20 protein-coding genes are annotated in these 22033 nt (G+C 72.2%); 7 read left to right on the top strand and 13 right to left on the bottom strand.

What is annotated here, in order from left to right; all coding sequences use genetic code 11:
- Position 1: 1 nt before the first annotated feature.
- The 4 genes from LIV37_RS04320 to LIV37_RS04305 all read right to left on the bottom strand — a co-directional run bounded on the left by LIV37_RS04320 (position 2) and on the right by LIV37_RS04305 (position 4520).
- Positions 2–865 (bottom strand): alpha/beta fold hydrolase, encoded by an 864-nt coding sequence (locus tag LIV37_RS04320; RefSeq protein ID WP_020865875.1) that lies wholly within the window; start codon positions 863–865, stop codon positions 2–4.
- The gene (locus LIV37_RS04315; protein WP_020865874.1) at positions 862–1824 is read right to left on the bottom strand and encodes a DODA-type extradiol aromatic ring-opening family dioxygenase; all 963 of its coding nucleotides are present in this window, start codon (positions 1822–1824) and stop codon (positions 862–864) included. The genes LIV37_RS04320 and LIV37_RS04315 overlap by 4 nt, the downstream gene beginning before the upstream one ends.
- Positions 1821–3170, bottom strand: coding sequence for a M20 family metallopeptidase (locus LIV37_RS04310; protein ID WP_020865873.1), 1350 nt, complete (start codon positions 3168–3170; stop codon positions 1821–1823). Before LIV37_RS04310 ends, LIV37_RS04315 begins: the two co-directional genes overlap by 4 nt.
- A gap of 114 nt (positions 3171–3284) precedes the next feature.
- Complete coding sequence (locus LIV37_RS04305) at positions 3285–4520, bottom strand: Rieske 2Fe-2S domain-containing protein (protein WP_020865871.1); 1236 nt, start codon at positions 4518–4520, stop codon at positions 3285–3287.
- 295 nt (positions 4521–4815) lie between these two features.
- Between LIV37_RS04305 and LIV37_RS04300 the strand changes: the two genes are divergently transcribed.
- Positions 4816–5769, top strand: coding sequence for a quinone oxidoreductase family protein (locus tag LIV37_RS04300; RefSeq protein ID WP_020865870.1), 954 nt, complete (start codon positions 4816–4818; stop codon positions 5767–5769).
- Between the two features lie 219 nt (positions 5770–5988).
- On the opposite strand, the gene LIV37_RS04295 is transcribed toward LIV37_RS04300, so the two are convergent.
- Positions 5989–6387 carry a hotdog family protein gene (locus LIV37_RS04295; protein WP_121825826.1) on the bottom strand — a complete coding sequence of 133 codons (399 nt, stop codon included), beginning with the start codon at positions 6385–6387 and terminating at the stop codon, positions 5989–5991.
- Positions 6384–6860 (bottom strand): FAS1-like dehydratase domain-containing protein, encoded by a 477-nt coding sequence (locus tag LIV37_RS04290; RefSeq protein ID WP_020865868.1) that lies wholly within the window; start codon positions 6858–6860, stop codon positions 6384–6386. The genes LIV37_RS04295 and LIV37_RS04290 overlap by 4 nt, the downstream gene beginning before the upstream one ends.
- A 160-nt stretch (positions 6861–7020) precedes the next feature.
- On the opposite strand from LIV37_RS04290, the gene LIV37_RS04285 reads away from it, so the two are divergent.
- From LIV37_RS04285 to LIV37_RS04275, 3 genes are read left to right on the top strand one after another with little or no spacing between them, the layout of a single operon-like run.
- The gene (locus LIV37_RS04285; RefSeq protein WP_020865867.1) at positions 7021–7890 is read left to right on the top strand and encodes an alpha/beta fold hydrolase; all 870 of its coding nucleotides are present in this window, start codon (positions 7021–7023) and stop codon (positions 7888–7890) included.
- An 18-nt stretch (positions 7891–7908) separates the two neighbouring features.
- Entirely contained in the window at positions 7909–10209 is a 2301-nt protein-coding gene (locus LIV37_RS04280) for a CaiB/BaiF CoA-transferase family protein (protein WP_020865866.1), read from the top strand.
- On the top strand, positions 10206–11723 hold the full coding sequence (locus tag LIV37_RS04275) for an AMP-binding protein (protein ID WP_121825827.1): 1518 nt from the start codon (positions 10206–10208) through the stop codon (positions 11721–11723). The genes LIV37_RS04280 and LIV37_RS04275 overlap by 4 nt, the downstream gene beginning before the upstream one ends.
- Here LIV37_RS04275 and LIV37_RS04270 read toward each other — a convergent pair.
- The 4 genes from LIV37_RS04270 to LIV37_RS04255 all read right to left on the bottom strand — a co-directional run bounded on the left by LIV37_RS04270 (position 11692) and on the right by LIV37_RS04255 (position 15804).
- Positions 11692–12492: an alpha/beta fold hydrolase gene (locus LIV37_RS04270; protein ID WP_020865864.1), complete on the bottom strand. Its 801-nt coding sequence runs from the start codon at positions 12490–12492 to the stop codon at positions 11692–11694. The two genes, LIV37_RS04275 and LIV37_RS04270, sit on opposite strands and share 32 nt — an antisense overlap.
- 123 nt (positions 12493–12615) lie before the next feature.
- Positions 12616–13242 (bottom strand): LysE family translocator, encoded by a 627-nt coding sequence (locus LIV37_RS04265; RefSeq protein WP_020865863.1) that lies wholly within the window; start codon positions 13240–13242, stop codon positions 12616–12618.
- A gap of 90 nt (positions 13243–13332) precedes the next feature.
- Positions 13333–14607: an O-antigen ligase family protein gene (locus LIV37_RS04260; RefSeq protein ID WP_121825828.1), complete on the bottom strand. Its 1275-nt coding sequence runs from the start codon at positions 14605–14607 to the stop codon at positions 13333–13335.
- A 135-nt stretch (positions 14608–14742) separates the two neighbouring features.
- Positions 14743–15804 (bottom strand): Lrp/AsnC family transcriptional regulator, encoded by a 1062-nt coding sequence (locus tag LIV37_RS04255; RefSeq protein WP_020865861.1) that lies wholly within the window; start codon positions 15802–15804, stop codon positions 14743–14745.
- Between the two features lie 124 nt (positions 15805–15928).
- Here LIV37_RS04255 and LIV37_RS04250 point away from each other — a divergent pair, with 124 nt between their 5' ends.
- Together LIV37_RS04250 and LIV37_RS04245 are read left to right on the top strand one after the other, a co-directional pair.
- Positions 15929–17230 (top strand): metal-dependent hydrolase family protein, encoded by a 1302-nt coding sequence (locus tag LIV37_RS04250; protein ID WP_020865860.1) that lies wholly within the window; start codon positions 15929–15931, stop codon positions 17228–17230.
- Positions 17230–18801, top strand: coding sequence for an AbgT family transporter (locus tag LIV37_RS04245; protein ID WP_020865859.1), 1572 nt, complete (start codon positions 17230–17232; stop codon positions 18799–18801). The genes LIV37_RS04250 and LIV37_RS04245 overlap by 1 nt, the downstream gene beginning before the upstream one ends.
- 95 nt (positions 18802–18896) lie before the next feature.
- Here LIV37_RS04245 and LIV37_RS04240 read toward each other — a convergent pair whose 3' ends face one another.
- From LIV37_RS04240 to LIV37_RS04230, 3 genes are all read right to left on the bottom strand, one after another.
- Positions 18897–19868 carry an arabinan endo-1,5-alpha-L-arabinosidase gene (locus LIV37_RS04240; protein ID WP_020865858.1) on the bottom strand — a complete coding sequence of 324 codons (972 nt, stop codon included), beginning with the start codon at positions 19866–19868 and terminating at the stop codon, positions 18897–18899.
- A 133-nt stretch (positions 19869–20001) separates the two neighbouring features.
- A complete protein-coding gene (locus LIV37_RS04235) occupies positions 20002–20835 on the bottom strand; it encodes a DUF427 domain-containing protein (protein ID WP_020865857.1) in 834 nt (277 codons plus the stop codon).
- Positions 20832–21161, bottom strand: coding sequence for a hypothetical protein (locus LIV37_RS04230; protein ID WP_214662968.1), 330 nt, complete (start codon positions 21159–21161; stop codon positions 20832–20834). Before LIV37_RS04230 ends, LIV37_RS04235 begins: the two co-directional genes overlap by 4 nt.
- A 140-nt stretch (positions 21162–21301) precedes the next feature.
- On the opposite strand from LIV37_RS04230, the gene LIV37_RS04225 reads away from it, so the two are divergent.
- Complete coding sequence (locus LIV37_RS04225) at positions 21302–22018, top strand: GntR family transcriptional regulator (protein ID WP_020865855.1); 717 nt, start codon at positions 21302–21304, stop codon at positions 22016–22018.
- Positions 22019–22033: the final 15 nt, after the last annotated feature.

Below are 22033 nucleotides of genomic sequence, written 5' to 3'. Positions count from 1 at the left end.
ATCAGGTGGTGGAGGACGCGGCGAGGAACTCCAGGCTGAGCGGGTTGTACAGATCCGCCTTCTCGTGCTGCGGCCAGTGGCCGCACTCGTTGAAGATCTCCAGACGGGCGCCGGGGATCGCGGTGGCGATGGCCTCGGCCTCGGGGACGTCCCCGAACGGGTTCTTGTTGCCCCAGACCACCAGCGTCGGTGCCTTGATCCGGGCCATGCGGTCGGGCCGCAGCAGATTGCGCTCGCGGGTGTCGGTCTCCTGGAGCGCCAGCAGATTGTGCAGGTTCCGCTGGAAGTCGGGGTGGTGGTAGATCTCGTAGCGGAGCCGGGTCAGCTCCTCGCCCAGCTCCTCGTCCCAGTCGGCCCACAGCAGCCGCAGCCGGTCCCGGGTGAAGGAGATGTCGTCCTCCAGGGAGGCGCTGCGGGTGGACTTCTTCAGCCGCTCCATCACCGCCGGATTGACCTTTGTGCCGCCCATGCAGAGCAGTTGGAGGGAGGCGACCCGGTCCGGGTGCTCGCTCGCGGCCCACGACGCCACCCAGCCGCCCAGCGACTCGCCGACCAGATGGGCGCGCTCGGCGCCGACCGCGTCCAGATAGGCCATCAGGTGCTCGACGTACGCCGGGATCTCGCCCGGGCGGTCGGGCTTGCCCGTGTAGCCGTGGCCCAGCATGTCGATGGAGTGGCAGCGGTAGCGTCCGGCGTGCGCCGGGATGTTCCGTACGAACGCCTCCAAGTGGCCGGTGGTGCCGTGCAGGAACACCACGTGCTCGCCGTCCTCCGGGCCGGCCTGCAGCGCGCGGGTCGTGATGTCGCCGGTCTTCACGTAGGCGTGCCGGTAGTCGATGCCCGACAGTTCGGTCCAGATGCTCATGACTGCCTTTCGCTGTTCTGTGTCTGCGCGGGGTCGAGCACGGCGACCCCCATGCCGGTGAGCCACTCGGGCATCGGCTCGTAGGCCAGACGCCGCCCCGGGGCGTGGTCGAGCAGCGCGGCCATCAGCAGCCAGGTGCGCAGCTCCTGCGCGCCGTTGCCGGCCACCTTCTCCAGTTCCGCGGTGGTGTACTCGGTGAGGCGGTGGGCCTGTCCGCGTTCCAGCCAGGACAGGAACTCCTCGTCGAACTCCGGGTTGAGCGCCGCCTCGGCGGCCCGGATGATCTCGCGCCGCCGGGCGTCGTAGTCCTGCCAGTTCTCCCGGCCGTTGAGCCAGGCGCCGACCATGAACTCCTCGTCCTCGCCCCGCGGGTCGCGCCAGTCCGGCCAGGGCAGCCGGTGCGACAGCCCGCCGGAGCCGATGACCGCCACCCGGCGGTCGCCGGGGAACGCCAGGACCGCCTCCCGGATCGCCCGGCCCAGCCGCTCGCAGCGGTCGAGGGTGGGCAGCGGGGGCGCGAAGACGTTCACCACGAGCGGTACGAGGTCGACGTCGAGCCCGTCGAGCAGATACTGCACGGCGTGCGACTGGCCGTGGTCGATCTGGAGCCGGGCGGAGAACGCCACATCGAAACCGGACCGCTCCACCAGCGCGCCGGCCAGGTACAGGGCCAGCTCCCGGTCCACCGGCTGCGGGCCCTTCGGGGTGCCGGACTCGCCGCTGGAGACGCACTCGTCCACCCCGAGGGTGAAGCTGGGGATCAGGTCGAGCCAGAATCCCCGGAAGTGGTTGGAGCCGATCAGAACCACCGTGTCGGGGCGGGCCGCGGCCAGCGCGTCGCGCGCCTCGCCCAGCGCGTCCCGGAACCGCTCGGCGCGGTCCTTGTGGTACGTCTCCTCCCAGTGGGTGTTCATCAGCGTGCTGTGCGACGCCCCGACCCCCAGCACGATCTCCGTCATGCCACAGCTCCTTCCTCCGCCTCGGCCACCTCGGCGCGGGTCCGGGTGACGGTGTCCACGGCCGTGCGGATCAGATGGCGGGTCAGCCTCTCCATGGCCCGGAGCGACACCGTGTTCATGCCGCGGGCGAAGTCGATCTCGAAGGGCGCCTCCGCCACCTTGGGCATGCCGACGCGCACCGTGGGGATGCCGCGGCCGCGCAGGATGTTGGCGTCGGTGGCGCCGCTGTTCCCGGCGATCACCTCGTGCGCACGCCCCTCCAGGGCCTCCCAGGCGGCCGTGGCGCTGCGCTGGATCCACGACCCGCGCGGGGTGCGGGTGCCGGGGATCGCCAGCACCATCTCCGCCCGGACGTCGAGACCGGGCGAGGCGGCCCGCAGCGCGGCCAGCGCGTCCATGAACTCCCGCTTGGCCCGCATCGGTGTGATGTCCGGGCTGATCCGCAGGTCCACCATCAAGGTGCACACGGCGGGGGTGACCGCCGCCATCCGCGGCCAGCCGCCGCGGATCGAGGAGACGATGCCCTGCGGCGCCACCGTGCCCGAGGTGTGCCGCTCGGCGTACTCCTCGAACCACCTCTCCAGATACGCGGCCACTTCCCCGGCGCGGGCGATGGCGTTGTCGTACGGGAGCCGGTGGCGGGAGCCCGCGTAGGTGTGGGTGCCGCCGACCGTCACCTCGAACCAGACCAGTCCGACCTCGTCCCACGAGACGGTCCAGCCGGGCTTGGCGATGACCGCGTAGTCGGTCCACACGCCCTGCTCCAGCAGGAACGAACACCCGGCGCCCTGGCCGGTGTTGCGGCGCGTCCCCACGGGCCGGGCGTTGGTGGGCATACCGCCCGCGCCGAAGGCCGCCACCAGGTCACCGGTGAGCGGGACACCGGCCCGGGAGATCGCCTCGGTGGCCATCATCACGCACGCCGCGTGCCCCTTGGGGTTGGAGGCGCCGAGCCCGGTCACCAGGTCGCCGTAGACGGTGGCCGCGGGCCGCATGTCCTCGCGCAGCTCCGGGCCGATCCACGGCACGTCCTCGCTCTCCTCGCCCACGGTCAGGGTGTCGATGGGGGCGTAGAGCATGAGGTCGGGGCCGGTGCCGTCACCGGTCAGCCGCCCCCAGGCGTTGGCCTGCCGGTCGTCGAGGGGCTGGGCCGCCGCGTGGCAGCCGGTGGCGCGCAGAGTGTCGGCGATATGGGTGGCCAGCGGGCCCTCGTCGCCGGTGGGGCTGGGAATGTCCACCAGGCCCGTGATCAGTTCGCGGAGCCGGTCGGCGCTGATGTGGCGGGCGGCGTCGAGCGCCCAGGAGCGCCGCCGCTCGTCCAGGCCCGCCAGGCCGTCGGCGCTCACTGGTTGATCCGGTGGACCTGGGTCATCGTGGTCCGCGCGACGCGCTTCGTGGCCAGCGGGATCCCGACCGCGATCGCCGCGCCCAGCAACAGGGTGAACAGGGTACGGAACATGTCATGCCTTCTCTTCGGATGCGGATGCGGATGCGGATGCGGACGCGCCGCCGACCGCGGCCAGCTTCTTGCCGTACTCCTCCTCGCTGAGGTTCCGCCAGGCGGTGAGCGAGACATCGGGCCGGTAGAGCTTCTCCGGCGGCGCGTCGGTGACATCGACCATCCAGGCGTCCTGGCCGGAGAACTGACCGTGGAACAGCCAGCGGATCGCCCCCAGGTACTTGGCGTAGAAGCGCAGGGTGTCCCAGCCCTCGGTGAAGTTGACCATCACCCCGACATAGCGGTGGTTGCCCTCGTCCACCGGGACGTAGAACTCGTAGTGGATGAACTTGGGGTAGGCGATGCGCAGCACACCCGGCATCGACAGCGAGGCGAAGCCGGGGAACTCCTGGGCCTCGATCGTCGGGTCGATCTGGTCGGCCTTGCCGGTGTTGCCGATGTTGAAGGTCTCCTTCGGCGGCTGCATCTTCCACCAGCGCTTGTTGGTCCAGCGGCCCACCCCGGGGTACTCCGCGTCCCAGTGCACCTCGTCCTGCACTCGGAAGATCCAGCGGCCACGCGGCACGATCCGGGTGATGTTCCAGGTCGGCATGGGCTTGAACAGCCGCCACAGGGCCGTGCGGTGCAGATACTTGGCGTGGCCCTCGTCGAAGCCGTTCTCGCAGGCGAACCGCCAGTTGCCGCCGCGCGGCTCGATCCGTCCGCCCATCACGAACGCGTTGCCGACCAGCTCCTCCGGAAGCTGGGAGTCGATCGGATGCGGCTCCTCGTCGGCGATCGGGATGTACACCCACACCATCCCGAGGCGCTCCTCGACCGGATAGGTGCGCACGCCCAGCTTCCCGGTCAGCCGGCACCCGGGGCCGTCGGTGATGACCGCGGACAGCCGCCCGGTGGGCAGATCGAAGGTCCAGCCGTGATACGGGCAGCTGACCGTGCCCGGAAACTGCTGATCGCCCTCCGACAGCGGCACACCGCGGTGCGGGCACCGGTTGTGCAGGGCGTACGCGGTGCCGTTGTCGCGGATCAGCGCGATCCGCTCGCCGCAGACCGTGAACGGCAGCGGCTTGCCGGTGATCTGGCTGGACCAGGTGACCGGGTACCAGTAGCCGCGGAAGCCCGCCGCCGCACCGTCGTAGTGGGGCCAGGACGACCAGTCCTGGCGGCCGGGTTCGGCCGGTTTTCCGCGGCGGCTCCGGACGGGGGTGGCCGTGTCGGGAGAGTCCTCGACCGTCATCGTGCGTGTCCTCCTGCTGCCGGTGTTCGGTGGACCCGAGCATCCGGCCCGGCGCGGATCCGCCCAAGGGATCCGGTCCGCTGAGCAGACCGCCTCTCCCCGGCGGGCGACCGGACGGCGGGGCGGCCGGACGCCGGCGGATGTCCGGGCGGCGTGGCGGCCGGACGGCGTGGCGGCGGGGCGTCCCGCTGAGCGGACCCCGCCCGGTGCGCGGACCGAGGGGCGCGGTCTAGCGTGCGCCGCGTCCGCCCCCTCACCGAACCGGGCCGCGAGCCCGTGGATACGGAGCGAAAACGTGAGCCACCCGACGTCACAGTCCCTGGTGCTGGAGGAGTTCGGCACCCTGCCGCGGCTCGTCGAACGGCCGGTGCCCGAGCCACGCCCCGGCCACACCCTGGTGCGGATGAAGGCGGCCGCCGTCAGCCACCTCGATCTGAACGTCGTCGACGGCAGGTTCGGCATCCTTCCCGACCTGCCGTCGGTGCCCGGGACCGAAGGCAGCGGCATCGTCGTCGCCTCCGGCACCCACCCCGAGGGGAGCCTCGTCCGCCTGCGCGGCAAGGCACTCGGACTGCGCCGCGACGGCACCTGGGGCGGCCACGCACTGGTCCCGGACGCCGCCGTGGAGGCCGTGCCCGACGGTACGGACCCCGCTCTGGCCTGCAGTTTCTTCTCCCCTGCCGGCACGGCCTGGGCCTCGGTGCACACCGTGGCGGGCGTCCGGCCCGGGGAGCGGGTCCTGGTGACCGGGGCGGCCGGTGCGGTCGGAGCGCTCGCCGTGCAGGTCGCGGCCCGGGCCGGGGCCGAGGTGATCGGCGTGGTGGGCCGCCCCGCCAAACTGCCGCACGTCCCGGCCCCCGCCAAGGCGCTGCTCGCCGCCGACCTGTCCGCCGACGCGATCGGCGGCCCGGTGGACGTCGTCGTCGACACCGTGGGCGGGCCGGTCCTGCGCGACTCCCTGCCGCTGGTGCGCCCCCGTGGCCGGGTCGCCCTCGTCGGCTACACCGCGGGCCGTGAGCTCACCGTGGACCTGGCCGACTTCCTCCTCGCCGATGTGTCGCTGCTGCCGGTGAACCTGATGACCCGCGGCCAGGAGGTGGCCGCCGACGCCCAGCGGCTGCTCGGCGACCTCACCTCCGGTGAGCTGACCCTGCCCGTCGAGCGCCATCGCATCGACGGCCTGGCGGAGGCCGTGGCACGACTGCGGTCCGGGGAGGCGGTGGGCAAGGTCGTCCTCGACCTCGGCTGAACGGTCCCGCGCCCGGGCGGGGCCGTTGAGAGCCTGTGTCATATCCCCGGCCGGGCGTGCGACGCCTGGCACTGCCCCCTCTCGCCGCGTTGCCGAAACGCCCATGTGGCTCCGCCACGAGGGCGCTCCGGCGCCTTGCGATCGCACGCTCCCCCAGCTACCGCTGGGAGGTGCCCCCGGACGCCGCACGCTGATCCGACGGGTGATACGACACAGGCCTCACCCCATCAGGACCACGGCCCGGCCCCGGCAGCACACCACATCGCCCCGCCCACCGTGCTCGACCAGATCCAGGGTGACCCGGCCCGACACCGGATCGACGGCGCCGACCGTGCCGCTCACCACGAGCCGCTCCCCGGCCAGGGCCGGTGCCCGGTTCTGCCATTCGACCTCCAGGACCTGTCCGTCCCGGCCCGCGAAGGACATGGCGGCGCGGTGCATCAGGCAGCCGTGCAACTGCGCCATGACGACCGGGCCGTCCAGCCCCTCGGACCGCGCGAACCCGGTGTCGTAGTGGATGCGATGGGCGTTGCGGGTGACCGCCCCGAACCGCAGCAGCGTGACGGTGTCCGGGGTGAACTCCACCGGCGGTACGGGCTGTCCCGTGTGCACCCTCATCGGACGATGAACCTCTCCCGCACCCGGACGAGCGTGGACCGCTCCGCCGTGTACGTCTTCTCGACGGTCAGCAGCAGGAACGGGGCATCGCTGCCCTTGCGGGCGACATCCGTGAGGACACGGCGGACCGCGATCCGGTCGCCCGCCCGCACCTCGCCGGTGAACCGGACCTCCTGGCCGCCCGCCATGAGCCGTACGTCCAGGCCGTCGGTGCCCGGGACCTCGTCGCGGTACATCCCGTCCGGCCGGAACTCGCCCTGGCCGGCGCCGCCCGCGCCGCGCAGCAGACTCACCACGTACAGCGGATGGACGGAGAATCCGGGGTGGCCGGGGTCGGTCAGCCGCGGGCTGGTCTCCCCGGCCGCGCGCGCGAACTCCGCCGCGTCCTCGGCCCGTACGACCCCCAGGTCCCGGTGGTCCGGGCGGCCGATCACCGCCCTGGCCCGTTCCTCGGCCACTTCCCACGCGGACATGTGCTGCCTTTCTGCGGACGCGAATCATCGGGGACACGAATCGTCGGGGACTCGATGAGCCGGGAGGCTAGTCACCGCCCGGAGGCCCTCACCACGGGACCGGCCCGCTCAGCGGACCGGTCCGCTTGGGCGGAGATCACCGGCGGCACACCATCGGGACATGGACCTCATGACCATCCAGAAGCCGCCGGAGGGCGCCCACGCGGAAGCGGACGGCGTCACGTACCACTACCTCGAACTGGGCACGACGGGCAGGCCGACGGTCTTCCTCCACGGCGGCGGCCCCGGGTGCACCGGCTGGTCCGACTTCGGGCAGGTGGCACCGCTGTTCGCCGAGGACCGCCACTGCTACCTCGTGGACATCCTCCAGTACGGCAAGTCCGCCAAGCCCGTCATCGAAGGCCCGATGTGGGACTACCACGCCGCCAAGACGGTCGCCCTGCTGGACACCCTGGGCATCGAGCGCGCCGACTTCGTGTGCAACTCATGGGGCGGGACCATCGCGCTGAACCTGGCCGCGAAGTACCCCGAGCGGACCCGGTCGCTGACCATCACCGGCAGCATGCCCGTGTTCCACGGGCCGCTGGCCCCGCTGCCGGAGGGCGGGCGGCGCGGCCGCAACGCCCGCGATGTGTACTACGGCGGCACCGGCCCCTCCTGGGAGAAGATGCGGGAGCTGATCGCCCGCCTGGAGTGGTACGACCCCGCCGCGATCCCCGATGACACCGTCACCCTGCGCTATGAGCAGAGCCTGGACCCGGAGGAGACCGCCCTCGCCGGCGCCTCCGACAACCCGCGCGGCGACTGGCAGGACCTCACCGCCGAACTCGGCGCCATCCAGGCCCCCACCCTCTTCGTCTGGGGCATGTACGACGCCTTCCTCACCCCCGACTATCCGCTGATGCTCGCCCGCATGGTCCCCAAGGGCAATCTGCACGTCATGCACCACGCCTCCCACCACCCCCAGGAGGAGCGGCCGCACGCCTACTACACCGCGGTCACCGGCTTCCTGAACCAGCAGCACGACTGAGCGTCCCGCGGAGGACAAGTGAGCAACCCGGCCGTACGCGTCGTCGAACTGTCCAGCCCCTTCACCCGGTTCGCGGGCCGGCTCCTGGTCGGCCTCGGACACGAGGTCGTCCTGGTCGAGCCCGAGGAGGGCGATCCGACACGGCGCGAACTCAACGGCGACGCCTTCGTCCACTGGCACGCCGGCAAGCGGTCCGTCACCCCCGCGTCCCTGGAGGAGCTGCGGCACCTGGTGGCGGGAGCCGACGTCCTCCTCGACGGGACACCGGACGGCGCGCCGGAGGCCGTCGCGGGACTCGGCCACCTGGTCCATGTGCGCGTCACCCCGTTCGGGACCGTGGGCCCCCGAAGCCACTGGCAGGGGACCGATCTGGTGGTCGCCGCGCTCGGCGGCATGCTCGCGCAGGTCGGCGACCCGGACGGCCCGCCCCTGCGCCTTCCGGAGAACCAGGCGGAGCAGCTCGCCGGGGTGCACGCCGCGATCGCCGCGCTGCTCGGGCTGCGGGCCAGGCGCACGGGGCCGGGCCAGCTCGCCGACGTGTCCGCCCAGGCGTGCGTGGCCGCCGCCCTGGAGGCGGGCGCCCTCGCCTATCTGCACGAGGACCGGGTGCCCGCGCGCCCGGGCCGGGTGCATCCGCTGGTGCCGCACGGGCTGTTCCGGGCCGCCGACGGCCACCTCGGCGGTGGCCTCGGCGGCAGCCCCCGCATGTGGGACGCGCTGCTCGTCTGGCTGCGCGAGGAGGGCGCCGAGGCCGACCTCGCCGAGCCGCGCTGGCAGGATCCGGTGGAGCGCAAGAAGCACCAGGAGCATGTCTTCGCGGTGGTGCAGGAGTTCGCGGGCCGCTGGCCGAAGGCCGAGTTCGCCGAGCTCGCCCAGTCCAGGAAGCTGCCGTGGGCGGCGGTCGACCTGCCGCACGAGCTGCCCGGCAACCCGCAGCTCGCCGCCCGCGACTTCTTCCTCCGCGCCGGGGACCGCACCGACCTGGGCTTCCCCTTCGCGTTCCCCGAAGGCCACCGGATCAAGGAGCTGGACGTCCCGGAAGGGGGCGCGGACCAGCGGCTGCTGCACGAGCACCGCCCGGCCCCGCGGGTGCCCGCGGCGTCCGCGGAACCCGCGCGGCCCGCCCTGCACGGCGTCCGCGTCCTGGATCTGACCTGGGTGCTCGCCGGGCCGTACTGCACCAAGGTGCTCGCCGACCACGGCGCCGATGTCATCAAGGTGGAGTCCCTGGGCCGTCCCGACCCCACCCGGTTCGCGCCCTTCATGCATCTCTCGCGCGGCCCGCACACCGATCCGAACACCAACGGATACTTCAACGAGGTCAACCGCAACAAGCGCAGCCTGGCCCTCGACACCCGCACCGAGGACGGCATCGCCGTACTGCGCGACCTCATCGCCTCCTGCGACGTCCTGGTGGAGAACTTCAGCGCCACCGTGATGACCAAACTCGGCCTGGGCTACGACACCCTCCGCGAGATCAATCCCCGGCTGGTGTACATCAGCATGTCCGGCATGGGGCACACCGGCCCGCGCAGCGGCTGGGTGTCGTACGCGGACACCGTGTCCGCCAGTTCGGGGCTCACCGGCCTGACCGGGTGGGGGCCGGACGACGTGGTCGGGGTGATCTACGGCCACGGCGACATCGTCGCCGGGCTGCAGGCCGCGCTCGCCACCGTGGCCGCCCTGGAGCACCGGGAGGAGACCGGGCGCGGACAGCACATCGACCTGTCCCAGCTCGAGGCGATCGCCTCGCATATGGGCACCAGCCTCCTCCACCCCATCGAGCCCGCCGGGAACACCGATCCGCGGTGGAGCCCACAGGGCGTGTACCGCTGCCTCGGCGCCGACAGCTGGCTGGCCGTCAGCGTCCGCGACGACACCGAATGGGCCGCGCTGTGCACGGTGATCGGCCGCCCCGGCCTCGCCACCGACGACCGCACCCGCACGGCGGAGAGGCGCGCACACCACACCGAACTGGTCGACGGCGCACTCGCCGGCTGGGCCAGGACCCTGCCGGCCGACACCGCCGCCGGACTCCTCCAGGAGCACGGCATACCCGCGGGCCCGGTACGGGACGGCCGCGACCTCGTGGAACACGATCCGCAGCTGCGGGCCAGGGGCTTCTACGTCCGCGCGGAACACCCGGTGGCGGGGGCCTTCCTGCACGAGGGGCCGCCCGTACGGCTCATCCGCACGCCCGGTGGCATCCGTAAGGCGGCCCCCGTGCTCGGCGCCGACACCGACGATGTGCTGCGCGAGGTCGCGGGCCTGTCACCGGAGCGGATCCGCGCACTGCGCGAGCGCGAGGTGCTGAGGTGACCACCCTGACGATTCCCGGGCTGCTCCAGGCCGCGGCCCGGGACCACGGGGACCGCCCCTTCCTGCGGATCGGGACCACGGTCCGCACCTACCGCGAGACGCGGGAGGCCGCCGCCACCATGGCGGGGGCCCTCGTGGTCCAGGGCTGCCGCCCGGGCGAGCGCATCGCGGCGATGACGGGCAACCGGATCGAACTCGTGGACCTGTTCCTCGGCGCCGCCTGGCTCGGCGCCGAGCTGGTCCCCCTGAACACGGGGCTGCGCGGCGGCGGGCTGCGACAGGCCCTGGACCAGGCCCGCGCCACCCATCTGCTCGCGGAGGACGAGACGGCCGACCGCGTGCGGGCGGCCGGGTACCGGGGCACGCTGTGGCGCGCGGGTGCGGCCGGCGCGCCCCGGCCCGGCGGCGGCCCGGCCTTCCCGGCGGCCCCCGTCCGCCCGGAGGACACCGCGTGTGTCCTGTTCACCTCCGGGACCACCGGCACCTCCCGCGGGGTGCGCTGCCCCCACGCCCAGTTCGTCTGGTGGGGGCGCAACGTCTCCGACGCGCTGCGCCTCACCGCGGACGACGTCCTCCACATCTGCCTCCCGCTGTTCCACACCAACGCGCTGAACGCGCTGGCGCAGGCGATGACCGTGGGGGCGTCGATCACCCTCGCGCCCCGCTTCTCGGCCTCCCGCTACTGGACCGAGGCGGCCGGGGCCGGGGCGACCGTGGTCTATCTGCTGGGCGCCATGGTGCCGATGCTGCTGGCCCAGCCCCCGGGCCCGTACGACCGTGCGCACCGGGCCGTCCGCGGCCTCTCCCCGGCGACACCGGCCCACGCCTGGGGGCCGTTCCGCGAGCGGTTCGGCGTCACGCTGGTCGACGGATTCGGCTCCACCGAGACCAACCTGGTCATCGGCACGACCGCCGAGGAGCAGCGGCCCGGCTACATGGGCACCCTGCGCGAGGGTTTCGACGCCCGCGTGGTGGACGAACTGCTCACGCCCGTCCCCGACGGCACCCCGGGTGAGCTGGTCGTGCGCAGCCACCGGCCGTACGCCTTCGCCACCGGCTACCTGGGCGAGTCGGCGGAGCCGGTGGACGCGTGGCGCCACACGGGGGACCGGGTGGTCCGCGAACCCGACGGCTGGTTCCGGTTCGTGGACCGCATCAAGGACGTGATCCGCCGCCGGGGGGAGAACATCTCCTCGTGCGAGGTCGAGACGGTCGTCCGTGGCCATCCCGAGGTGGCCGACGCGGCCGTCTTCCCCGTGCCGTCCGAGTTGGCGGAGGACGAGGTGATGGTCGCCGTGGTGCCCCACGCGGGCGGCACGCTCGACCTGGCCGATGTGATCCGCCACTGCGAGCGCGAGCTGCCACCCTTCGCCGTCCCCCGCTATGTGGACATCCTGGGCGAACTGCCGCTCACCGAGACCGGCAAGGTGCGCAAGGCGGCGCTGCGGAGGCGGGGTGTCACCGGGACGACGTGGGACCGGGTCACCGCCGATGCCGGTCCACCCACGCGGTGACGACACCGGCGAACTCCCCGGGCAGTTGCTCGGGCGCCGGTACGTGGCCGCCGGACAGGACCGCGGTCTCGCAGCCGAGCGCCGCCGCGAACCTCTCCAGCGCGGGCAGCGAATAGTGGTCCTCCGGCGCGCACACGGCCAGTACCGGGGCGGTGATGCGCGCCAGCCGCTCCTCCATCCGGTACCGGTACACCGCCTCGTGCCCCTCCTCCACCCGGTCCAGTACGGTCAGGGCGTCGATCACATAGCGGTGCAGCGCGGCCTCCTCGCCCGCCCGGTAGAAGGCGCGGCGCCGGTTCCACACCTCCACCAGGTGTGAGCCGTCCGGCTCGGGGTCGACATGGTCGACCGGCGGGCGCGCGGGAGCCGCCGCGCGCTTGGCCTCGTCCACGAACGCCGTGGCCGAGAGCAGCAGACTGCTGACGCGGTCGCCCAGCCGGGCGGCCACCTCCACGGCCACCACACCGCCCGTGTGATGGCCCACCAAATGGAACGCGGCCAGCCCGAGCGCGTCGGCCAGCGCATCCACCCCATCGGCGAACCGCTCGATCGAATGCGGCCCCTCGGGCTTGGCCGAGGCGCCGAACCCCACGGTGTCCATGGCGATCGCCCGGTGCGCCCGCCCCACCAGGGGCAGCACATCGGCGTACTCGGTCCAGGAACGTGGCGTCTGATGCAGCAGCAGCACCGCCTCGCCGGACCCGCACTCCGCATAGTGCAACTGCCCGAAGGGGCTGGGCGCATAGCCCCGCCGCACCGTGTCCGCCATCGCTGTGCCCCGCCTTCCGGTTGACATGAACCGCCCGCCCACTCTCGTCGCCACCGAGCGGGCGGGGCCAGGAGGACGGTCCGCTGTCCGGACCCCGGGCGGCCACGGCGTCCGACGGGCCGCCTACTTCGGTGCGGCGGCGAGCCGTACGGCCAGCCCGGTGAACACCGTCCCGCTGAAGACGTTGAGCCCCCGCGCCACCCGGCGGCTGCGGCTCAGCAGCCCGCCGAGCTTCCCCGAGAGCAAGCCGATGGACCCGTCCACGCAGAAGCCCATGACCACGAAGGTGATCCCCAGGATCATGAACTGGCCCGGCACATGGCCGAGTCCGGGGTTCACGAACTGCGGCAGAAAGGCGATGTTGAAGAGGATCACCTTGGGGTTGAGCAGGTTGATGAGAGCGCCCTGCCAGAACGCGCGCCGGTGCCCCGGGCCGACGTGTCCGCTCTCCTCGCCCGGCAGCGAGCGGTCACGGAACGCCTTGACGGCCAGGTACAGCAGATACGACACCCCCGCCCAGCGCAGTACGTGGTAGAGCGTCGGCAGCGCCGCGAACAGGGCCGACAGCCCCATCGTCGCGGCCACCGCGTGCACGAACATCGCGCACGCCACCCCGAACGCGGCCATGACCCCCGTGGCGGGGCCGCCCCGGCCGCCCATCGCCACGATGAACATCATGTCCGGGCCGGGGACGACGCAGAGGACGAAAGCGGCGAGGAGGAACGCCGCGTACAAGGATGTGTCAACCATGGGGCCATGGTTCGGGGCGGAGGCGGAGGTGGCGAGCGAATTTCGGAACGTGGGACGCCCGGTGGCTGAGGGCTCGCGGGACGGGACCCGCTAGTTCCGCCGCGCCCGGCGGCCCGACCGGCCGGTGGCCCGCGCGGGCGGCCCGGACTCCCGCCACCCGCCCGGGACCTCGGCCATGACGAGGCCGAGGACCAGCCAGAAGAGCATGGCGATCCGGTCCGGATTGGCCGGGTGGTCCACCGTGGCCGCGAGGAAGAACCCCGTCAGGGCGGCGAGCCCGACGACACCGGCCACGGACTTCTCCCGGGCGGCGCGGACCGCCGAGGCGACGGCGATCACGGTCACCAGCAGGATGCCGAGCAGACCGGCCACACCCGCTTCGGCCAGCCAGTTCAGCCACATGTTGTGCGCGTGGACGAACGTCCTGCCGCCGGGTACGGCGGCGGAGACGGCGTCGCCCGCCCGCCCGAGACCGACCCCGAGCGGATGGTCCGCGGCCAGGTCCACGGCCGCCTTCCACGCCTGCCCCCGGACCCCGAGCGCGTCACCGGCCCTCGACACCACCCACAGCGCCACCGTCACCGCCGCCAGCCCGGCCAGCCCCATGGTCGTCAGCGTCCGCACCCCCCACCGGCCGAGGCGGGGGGCGAGCCAGTACGCGCCACCGAGCACCAGCAGACCCGCCGCGGCCGCGACGCAGCCCGCCCGCGAGAAGGTGGTCAGCACCGCGCCGTACGCGAGGAGGCCCACGGCCACGACGGCGGCCCGGGCCGTGCGCTCGGCCACCGTCACCGCCGTCAGCAGGGCGATCGGGGTGAGCAGCACCAGGAACGCGGCGAGCAGGTTGGGGTTGGCGAAGGTGCCCGTGGCGCGGATCATCGCACCGGCCCCGCCGCTGTCGCAGTCGACGTCGGTGAAGAGACCGGTGCGGCAGAAGCCGGTCGGCACCTCATTGGTCACCTGGGTGAACGCCGAAGTGGCCGCGGCCGCCACGCCGACCAGCGCGAGCAGCGCCACCGCCCGCCACGATTCGGGCTGCGACCGCCGCACCCCGACCAGCAGATAGAAGGTGGCGAGAGCGGTCATCAGGGCGCGCAGCGGCGCGTCGGGGTGTCCGCCGACGTAGGTGGTGGCGATGGCACTGAGCAGGAGCAGCGCGATGGCGAGGTCGAGCCGGGTGCGGAACGTGGCGAGTCTCGGGGCCGTCACCACCGTCGCGGCCAGCCCCGCCAGCACGGCGAGGCGCACCGGTGTGATGACGCCGACCAGCGGGGCGTCCGGGAAGAAGTCGGTGGCCGCGTCGAGCATGACGATGGCCGTAGCCACCAGCGGAACGGCTTGGACTATCGCGCGCACAGGTGCCATGGCGCCCCAGCGTGTCCGGCGGCGGGTACCGGCAGATGGCACCCACACGAACACCGGACAGCGCCTTCACGTCCGGTCCGCCCGTTCGGCCATTTCGGACGAGGTGACCGCGATACCGGACCGTGCGCCCGCGCCTCAGGTGGCGGTGGCACTCCCGGCAGCGGGGGCGGCGAAGGGGCGCAGCGGGACGATGCCCACGCTGTGGCCGTCGCGGTCCAGCAGCCGGCCCATGTGCTTGACGGTGCGCAGCACCACCGAGCGGTCCTCGATGGTCAGCCGCGGCAGCCGCCTCGACAGATGTGCCTCGAAGGCGTGCACATCGCCGGACGCGCGCAGCCAGACGTCGATCACCAGGTTGTGCGGACCGGCCGTGATCGCACACGACCGCACCTCCCGCACCCCGGCCAGCGCCCGGCTGGTCTCCTCCAGACGCTCGGCCGGTACGGACGCGAAGTACACCGCGGACAGCGGCCACCCGGACAGCGGCCGGGCGAGGTCGCAGCGGAGTGACACCCGTGAACAGAGCAGCGTCCGCAGCCTTCGCCGGACCGTGGTCAGTGGCGCGTCGGCGTGCTCCGCCAGCTCGCTGATCGCCATGCGGCCGTCGATGCTCAACAGTTCCAGAAGCCGGACATCCAGGGGCTCCCAGCCGGTCGTCCCCGACGGGAGCGGCTCGGTCGGCGGGAGCGCCTCCTGGAGCCGAGCACACTGCGTGGCGTCCAGGGCGCGCAGTCGCCACCGGCTGCCCTCGAAGGGCAGGGCCGTCGTCACATGGGTACGTGTCGCCCGCACCCCCGGCGCGCCCCGGAAGAGGAGGGTGCTGAGCTGGGAGAGCTCACCCAGGTCGGAAGCCTGCAGCGCGATCACCAGATCCCGGCTTCCCGCCGTGACCTTGACGTTCGCCACCGAGGGGTCGGCCGCCAGGGCCTCGGCCACGTCCTCCCCGACCCCGGGCTCGGCGTCCACCTCGACGATGCCGGTCACCACGATCCGGGAGTCCGACAGCCGGGGGTAGGCGGTCACCCAAGCCAGCCCGGCCTCCTGGAGCCGGTGCCAGCGTCGCGCGGCCGTCACCGGGTTCACCCCGAGAACATCACCGACGAGAGTCCATGGGGCCCTGGGGTGGATCTGCAATGCGTGTATGAGGCCGCGATCCAGCTCGTCCAGGTCATGCGCGGCGAAATCCTGCGTGTGCATGGGCGGCGCTTTTCTGCGTATCGCATGTGAATCTCGATGGAATGCTGCATGATAACACCCGAAACACACGATGGACCGACACTCCTCCCCACCAGTTCTCTCAACGAGGAGTGAGATCGAGCTCATGACGGAACCCACCACGTCCGAGACCACCAGGACCGCTCTGCGCGTGGAGAACGCCACGTTGGTCGACGGTACCGGGGCGGCCCCGATCGCGGACGCCGTGGTCATCGCCGACGCCGAAGGAACCATCACCTATGCGGGCCCGGCGGCCACCGCGCCCCCGGCCTCCGGCACCGCCTTCACCGGCCGTGTCATCGACGCGGGCGGCCGCACCGTGCTGCCGGGTTTCTTCGACTGTCACACCCACCTCGCCTACGGCCATGCCACACCGCCCGGCCGCCGCGGTGAACTCGACCCGGTCCTGGTCACCTTCGACACCGCCACCCGCATGCGGCAGACCCTCGACGCGGGCATCACCACCGCCCGGGACCTGGGCGGCCTGTCCACCGGATACCGCACCGCCGTCGAGACCGGGCGGATCGAGGGCCCCCGGCTGCACACCGCCGTACGGATCATCAGCCACACCGGTGGCCACGCCGATGTGCGCCTGCCCGACGGCACCGACCTCAGCGGCGGTGAGATGTCCGAGCTCGCCGACACCGAGGACGAGGCGCGGCTGGCCGTGCGCAAGGTGCTGCGCGCGGGGGCCGACCTGGTCAAGATCTGCGCCACCGGTGGCATGGGCAGCCCCTACGACCAGCCGGACGACGAGGGGCTCCTGGAGGAGGAGATCCGCGCCGTGGTCGACGAGTGCCGGCGCCACGGCGGCAAGCCGGTGGCCGCCCACGCCCAGGGCAACGCGGGCATCCTCAACGCCATCCGCGGCGGGGTGACCAGCATCGAGCACGGCTACGGACTGGACGACCGGGCCCTGGAGATGGCGGGGGAGCGCGGCGTCTTCGTCGTCCCGACCCTCTCCACCGTCTACGCGGGCATCAACAAGGCCACGATGGAGCACTATCACTACGAGAAGAAGGTGCGCTGGTCCGGCATCACCAAGGAGAACATCTCCCGCGCCATCGAACAGGGCGCCAGGATCGCGCTCGGCACCGACGCCGCCGTCTGTCCGCACGGACAGAACCTGATGGAGCTCTCCTACCTCGTGGACCTGGGCATGGACCCCATGGACGCCATCGTGGCCGGCACCCGGACCGCCGCCGAACTCCTCGGCGTCGCCGACCGGCTCGGCACGCTGGCCCCCGGCCGCGTCGCCGACCTCGTCGTCTGCGAGGGCGATCCGCTCGCGGACATCGGTGTGCTCGGCGACCCCGCCAACGTGGTGTGCGTCGTGCAGGACGGACACGTCCGCAAGGACACCAAGGGCCTCCTGCCTTCGGCCACGCCAGCCGGAGGGCGGCCCTGATGCCCGCGGTGACCGGGCTCCCCGCCCCCGGGGGCACCTCGCCGGACAAGGAGCGGCGTGGCCGACTCGACCGTGTCCTCTCCTTCATCGAACGCGCCGGCAACGCCCTGCCCAATCCCATCGTCCTGTTCGCCGGGCTCTTCGCGCTGCTGGCGGTCGTCTCCACCGTCCTCGCCCTCGCCGGTGTCTCCGTCACCGTCCCCGGCACCGATGACACCAAGCCCATCGGCGGGCTGCTCAGCGGTGAGGGGCTGCGCTGGCTGCTGGAGAACCTGATCCCCAACTTCGCCACCTTCCCGCCGATCGGCGCCGTGCTGGTGCTGATGATGGTGGTCGGGCTCGCGGAGAAGACCGGTCTGCTGGAGACCGCGATGCGGGCCACGCTGGCCCGGGTGCCGCGCGCCGTGCTGCCGTACGCGGTGGCGATCATCGCCAGCCAGGCGCACATGATGAGCGACGTCGGCGCCATCGTGCTGCCACCCCTGGCGGGCCTGGTGTTCAAGAGCGCCGGACGCCATCCCGTCGCGGGTCTCATCGGTGGCTTCGCCTGTGTCACCGCGGGCTACGCCGCCGGGTTCACCATCGGCTCGTTGGACGCCCTGTACGTGGGCATCACCCAGCAGGCGGCCTCGGTGCTCCCGGCCGCCGAGGGCCTCCATATCCATGTGCTCATCAACTACTTCTTCACCGCCGCCAGCAGTGTCGTCCTGGGGCTGCTCGGTGGATTCCTCATCAGCCGCGTCCTCGAACCACGCCTGGGCACCTACCAGGCGGCCGACGGCGAGGCCACGGGGGAGGACCTGGCGCTCACCCCGGTACAGCGCAAGGGGCTCGCGGTCACCTGCGCGGTCGTCGGTGTGTATCTGGCGGCGGTCCTCGCGCTGTGGCTGCCGCCGGGCGCCCCGCTGCGCGGGGAGGGCGGCGCCTTCGTGCCCTCGCCGGTGCTGAACGGTGTCGTACCGGTGCTCTTCGGCGCCTTCCTGCTCGCCGGGCTCACCTACGGTTTCACGGTCAAGCGGCTCACCGGCACCGAGGACGTGGTCACCGCCATGACCGACTCGGTGAAGAACATGTCCGGCTACATCGTGATGATGTTCTTCGCCGCCCAGGTCATCGCGGTCTTCACCTGGTCCAACCTCGGGGTGCTGCTGGCGGTGAAGGCGGCCGCGCTGTTCAACTCCATCGGCGTGACCGGCTTCTGGGCGATCATCGCGTTCGTCCTGCTGGCCTCCTGCCTCAATCTGGTGATCCTCTCCGGATCCGCCCTGTGGTCCCTGGTCGGCCCCGTCTTCATCCCGGCGTTCATGCTCATGGACATGAGCCCGGCGCTCAGCCAGGCGGCCTTCCGCATCGGCGACTCGGCGACCGGCGCCATCACCCCGATGAACCCGTATCTCCTCCTGGTCCTGGCGATGGTCCGCGAATACGAACCGGAGGCCCGTCTCGGGACCCTCATCTCCCGGCTGGCCATCTTCGTGGTGCCGTTCCTGCTGGTGTGGCTGGCGATCCTCGGCATCTTCTACGGCCTGGACCTGCCGCTCGGCCCCGGAGCGCACATCGGCGTCAAATGACGCGTCCCGAGCACATGGTGGCCGCCATGTGCTCGGGACTCGGTCCCGGCGGTGCGCACGGCACCGTGCGGCACGAGCGGTGTGGCCCGCGGCGGTCAGTACGCGGTCGGCCAGCCGCCGGACCAGCTCAGCAGGTTGACGCCCAGCTTCGGGGTGCCGTTGTCCTGGCCGTCGTAGTAGTGGTAGACGAGCAGATCACCGTCGACGTCGCTCAGCACCGACTGCCCGCCGGGGCCGATGTAGCGGCCGTGGGACTCGAGGACCGGGGTGCCGCCGTTGTTCATCATGTTCACCCCGCTCTTGTCGTAGTACGGACCGGTGGGGCTGGTGGCGCGGCCGACCTTGATCTTGTACGTGGAGCTGGTGCCCGCGCAGCAGGTGTCGTACGACGCGAACAGGTAGTAGTAGCCGTTGCGCTTGACGACCGACGGGCCCTCGATCGCCTTGGTGCCGGTGGGCCGGGAGGCGATGGCGTAGACCGTCCGGTCGCCCGTGTACTGCTTGCCGGTGGCGGGGTCCAGACGGATCATCTTCAGCCCCGACCACCACGAGCCGAACGACAGCCACCACTTTCCGTCGCTGTCGACGAAGAGGCTGGGGTCGATGGCGTTGTAGTCGCTGGAGACGGTGGTGGAGTGCACGATGCCGCGGTCGGTCCAGGTCCCGGCCCGGCCGCTGGGGGAGGTGGCGAGGCCGATGGCGGAATTGCTGGCGCCGAAGGACGAGACGGCGTAGTACATCAGATAGCCGCCAGCCTGGTACGAGATGTCCGGCGCCCAGGGGTCGTTGTCGGCCGAGTACGTCCGCCACCAGGAGGGCGGGGTGGTGAAGGCGCTGCCCGAGCGGCTGAAGGCGATCCGGTCGGTGGAGGTGCGGGCCTCCAGACCGCCGTGGGTGGAGTAGAGCAGATAGGTGCCGTCGGCGGCGCGGACCATCGACGGGTCGTGGACGACGGTGTCGCCCGTCACCCGGCCGGGGTTGGGGTAGGCGGAGGCGCTGGTGGGGAGCAGGGCGAGCAGGAGTGCGGTGGGCAGCGGGAGCCACCTGGTGGCGCGGTGCGCTTTCATGGGCGGTTCTCCTCTCGTGGGCCTGGGGCGTGCGCGTTCCGTGACCGGAACTGACGGGTCGTCAATCCTAGCCGTGGGACACACGCCTGGGCCCCGGGCCGAGGCCCAGGGCCCTTCCGGGCGAGGAGGAGTTCTACGCCTGCCGGTGCTCCTTCTCCCAGCCCGCCCTGGAGACCGGGGCGGGCCGGGGAAGCGGCCGGCCGTCCAGGTAGAGGTCGACCTTCTCGTTGTAGAAGGCGACGAGCCCCGCGATGGGGGACACCTGACGGGTCGGGAAGTCATAGGTCCAGGCGAGGTCCGGATGGGTGGCGGTGCCGGTCCGGACCGACCAGTATCCGCTCGTCATGCCCTTGTACGGACAGCTGGTGACGGTCTCGGTGGGCTCCATGCGCGTCCAGTCCAGATACACCCGGTCCAGGTAGTAGCGCGTCGGGAGCCCCGTCTCCAGCACCATCACCGAGCCCGGGGCGTCGGCGATCACGGCGCCGTCCAGCTCGACGCGCACGGCGCGGCCCGACCGGAGCGCGTCGACGCGGGTGTACGGGCTCCTGGGGTGGACGAAGACCTGCTCGTCCTCCTCGAACCAGGCGTCGATGGCCTCCCACCGGAAGCTGACATGGCCCACGATGCCGGATGGCGCGTCCCCGCCCCACTCCCAGGCCGCGCCCGGGCGGGTGAGCGAGCCCAGCTGGAGGGTCCGGCGGTGCGCCCCGCCGACCTTGAGCGCCATGCTCCGGCCCTCGTCGACCAGCACCCCCTCGGCGATGTCGTCGCGGGGCACGCAGTACTGCGGATAGCCCGGCCAGAGCCACACATAGCGCGCCCGCACGGTGTCGAAGACGGGACGTCCGGCCACGAAGCCACGGATGCGGCGCGGCACGGGCTCCACGTGCCCGACCGGAACGATCATCGCGGGGTAGTCCGGCGTGTCCGGTGTTTCCGGCGTGTCCGGCGTCTGCTGTGTCATGCCTCTTCCAGAGCCTCTCCGAACTCGCGCAGCGCCTTGCCGTGCTGGCTGTGGGCCAGCCCGTGCCCGATCGCTATGGCCGCCGCCACCGGCCATTCGATGATCCCGACGGCGGCGAGGACGCCGAGCCCGGCGAGGAAGCAGAGCTGGTCCTCCGACGGCAACTCCACCCGCCGCCCGTCGAGCTGGACGGTCACCGAATGGCGCGCGCACACGTCCTCGGCCGCGGCGCGGGGGCCGCGGGTGCGTCTCCTCGCGGCCGGAGCCGATGCCTGTCCCCGTGAGGACGCGCTGGTACGAGGGGCTGTCTTGGTCGCTTCGGCCATTGTTTCGATCCGTTCGATCCGCTCATCGGCCTGTGGCGGACATCCGCGCGATGACCCTTCCACCGTAAGCCCGTTTCCCGGGCTCATGCAGGAGCTTGGACACATTGACTGTTTGCTATAGCAGAAGTACTCTCATCGACATGAGCGCTGACGCCCTGGGTTCCGTGGAGACCACGTCGTTGGCCGACCAGGCATACCGTCGGCTTCGCGACGCGATCCGTGGGGGTGTCCTGCGGCCGGGTGAGAAGATCACCGAGCGGGATCTGGCCGCCCGCCTCGGCGTCAGCCCGACCCCGGTCCGTGAGGCCCTGCGGCAGTTGGTGCACGAGAAGGTCGTCGAAAGGGCGGGGCCGCGCGCCCTGCGGATCGCCGACCACTCCTCGGCGGCCCGCTCCGAGATCGTGGAGGCCGAGGTCCGCCTGTCCGCCCTCATGGCGCGCCTCGCCGCCCGCAACGCCACCGCGGAGCAGCTCACCGGCCTGGTCTCACTGCTCGCCCAGGCCGACCGGATCGTCGCCGGGATCGAGAAGACCGTCGCCGGGCAGGGCGTGGAAGCCGATGTGGCCGACGGGCTCGCTGCCGTCTTCCAGGAGCTGCGCCTGTTTCACCGTCAGGTGGAGGCGTGCGCGGGCAACCCCGTCCTGGAGGGCCTGCTGGATCAGGCCCGGGCCTTCAGCGACGAGGAGCGGCTCGACTTGACGATGCGGCTCGCTCCCGAGCATGCCGAGGCGTTCCGCGCCCGCTATCACGAGCATCGCGAGCTGCTTGACGCTCTCCTCGAACGGGATGAGGACCGCGCCGAGGAGCTTGCCGTGCGGCATCACCGCGCCGCCCTCGCCCAGTTGTCCGGCGACTGACCCCCGATCCGCCTG

The organism is Streptomyces rapamycinicus NRRL 5491 (genome assembly GCF_024298965.1).
Taxonomy (GTDB): Bacteria; Actinomycetota; Actinomycetes; order Streptomycetales; family Streptomycetaceae; genus Streptomyces; species Streptomyces rapamycinicus.
The sequence above is the reverse complement of the archived record's forward strand: the minus strand, read 5'-3'. Positions and strand labels throughout refer to the sequence as shown.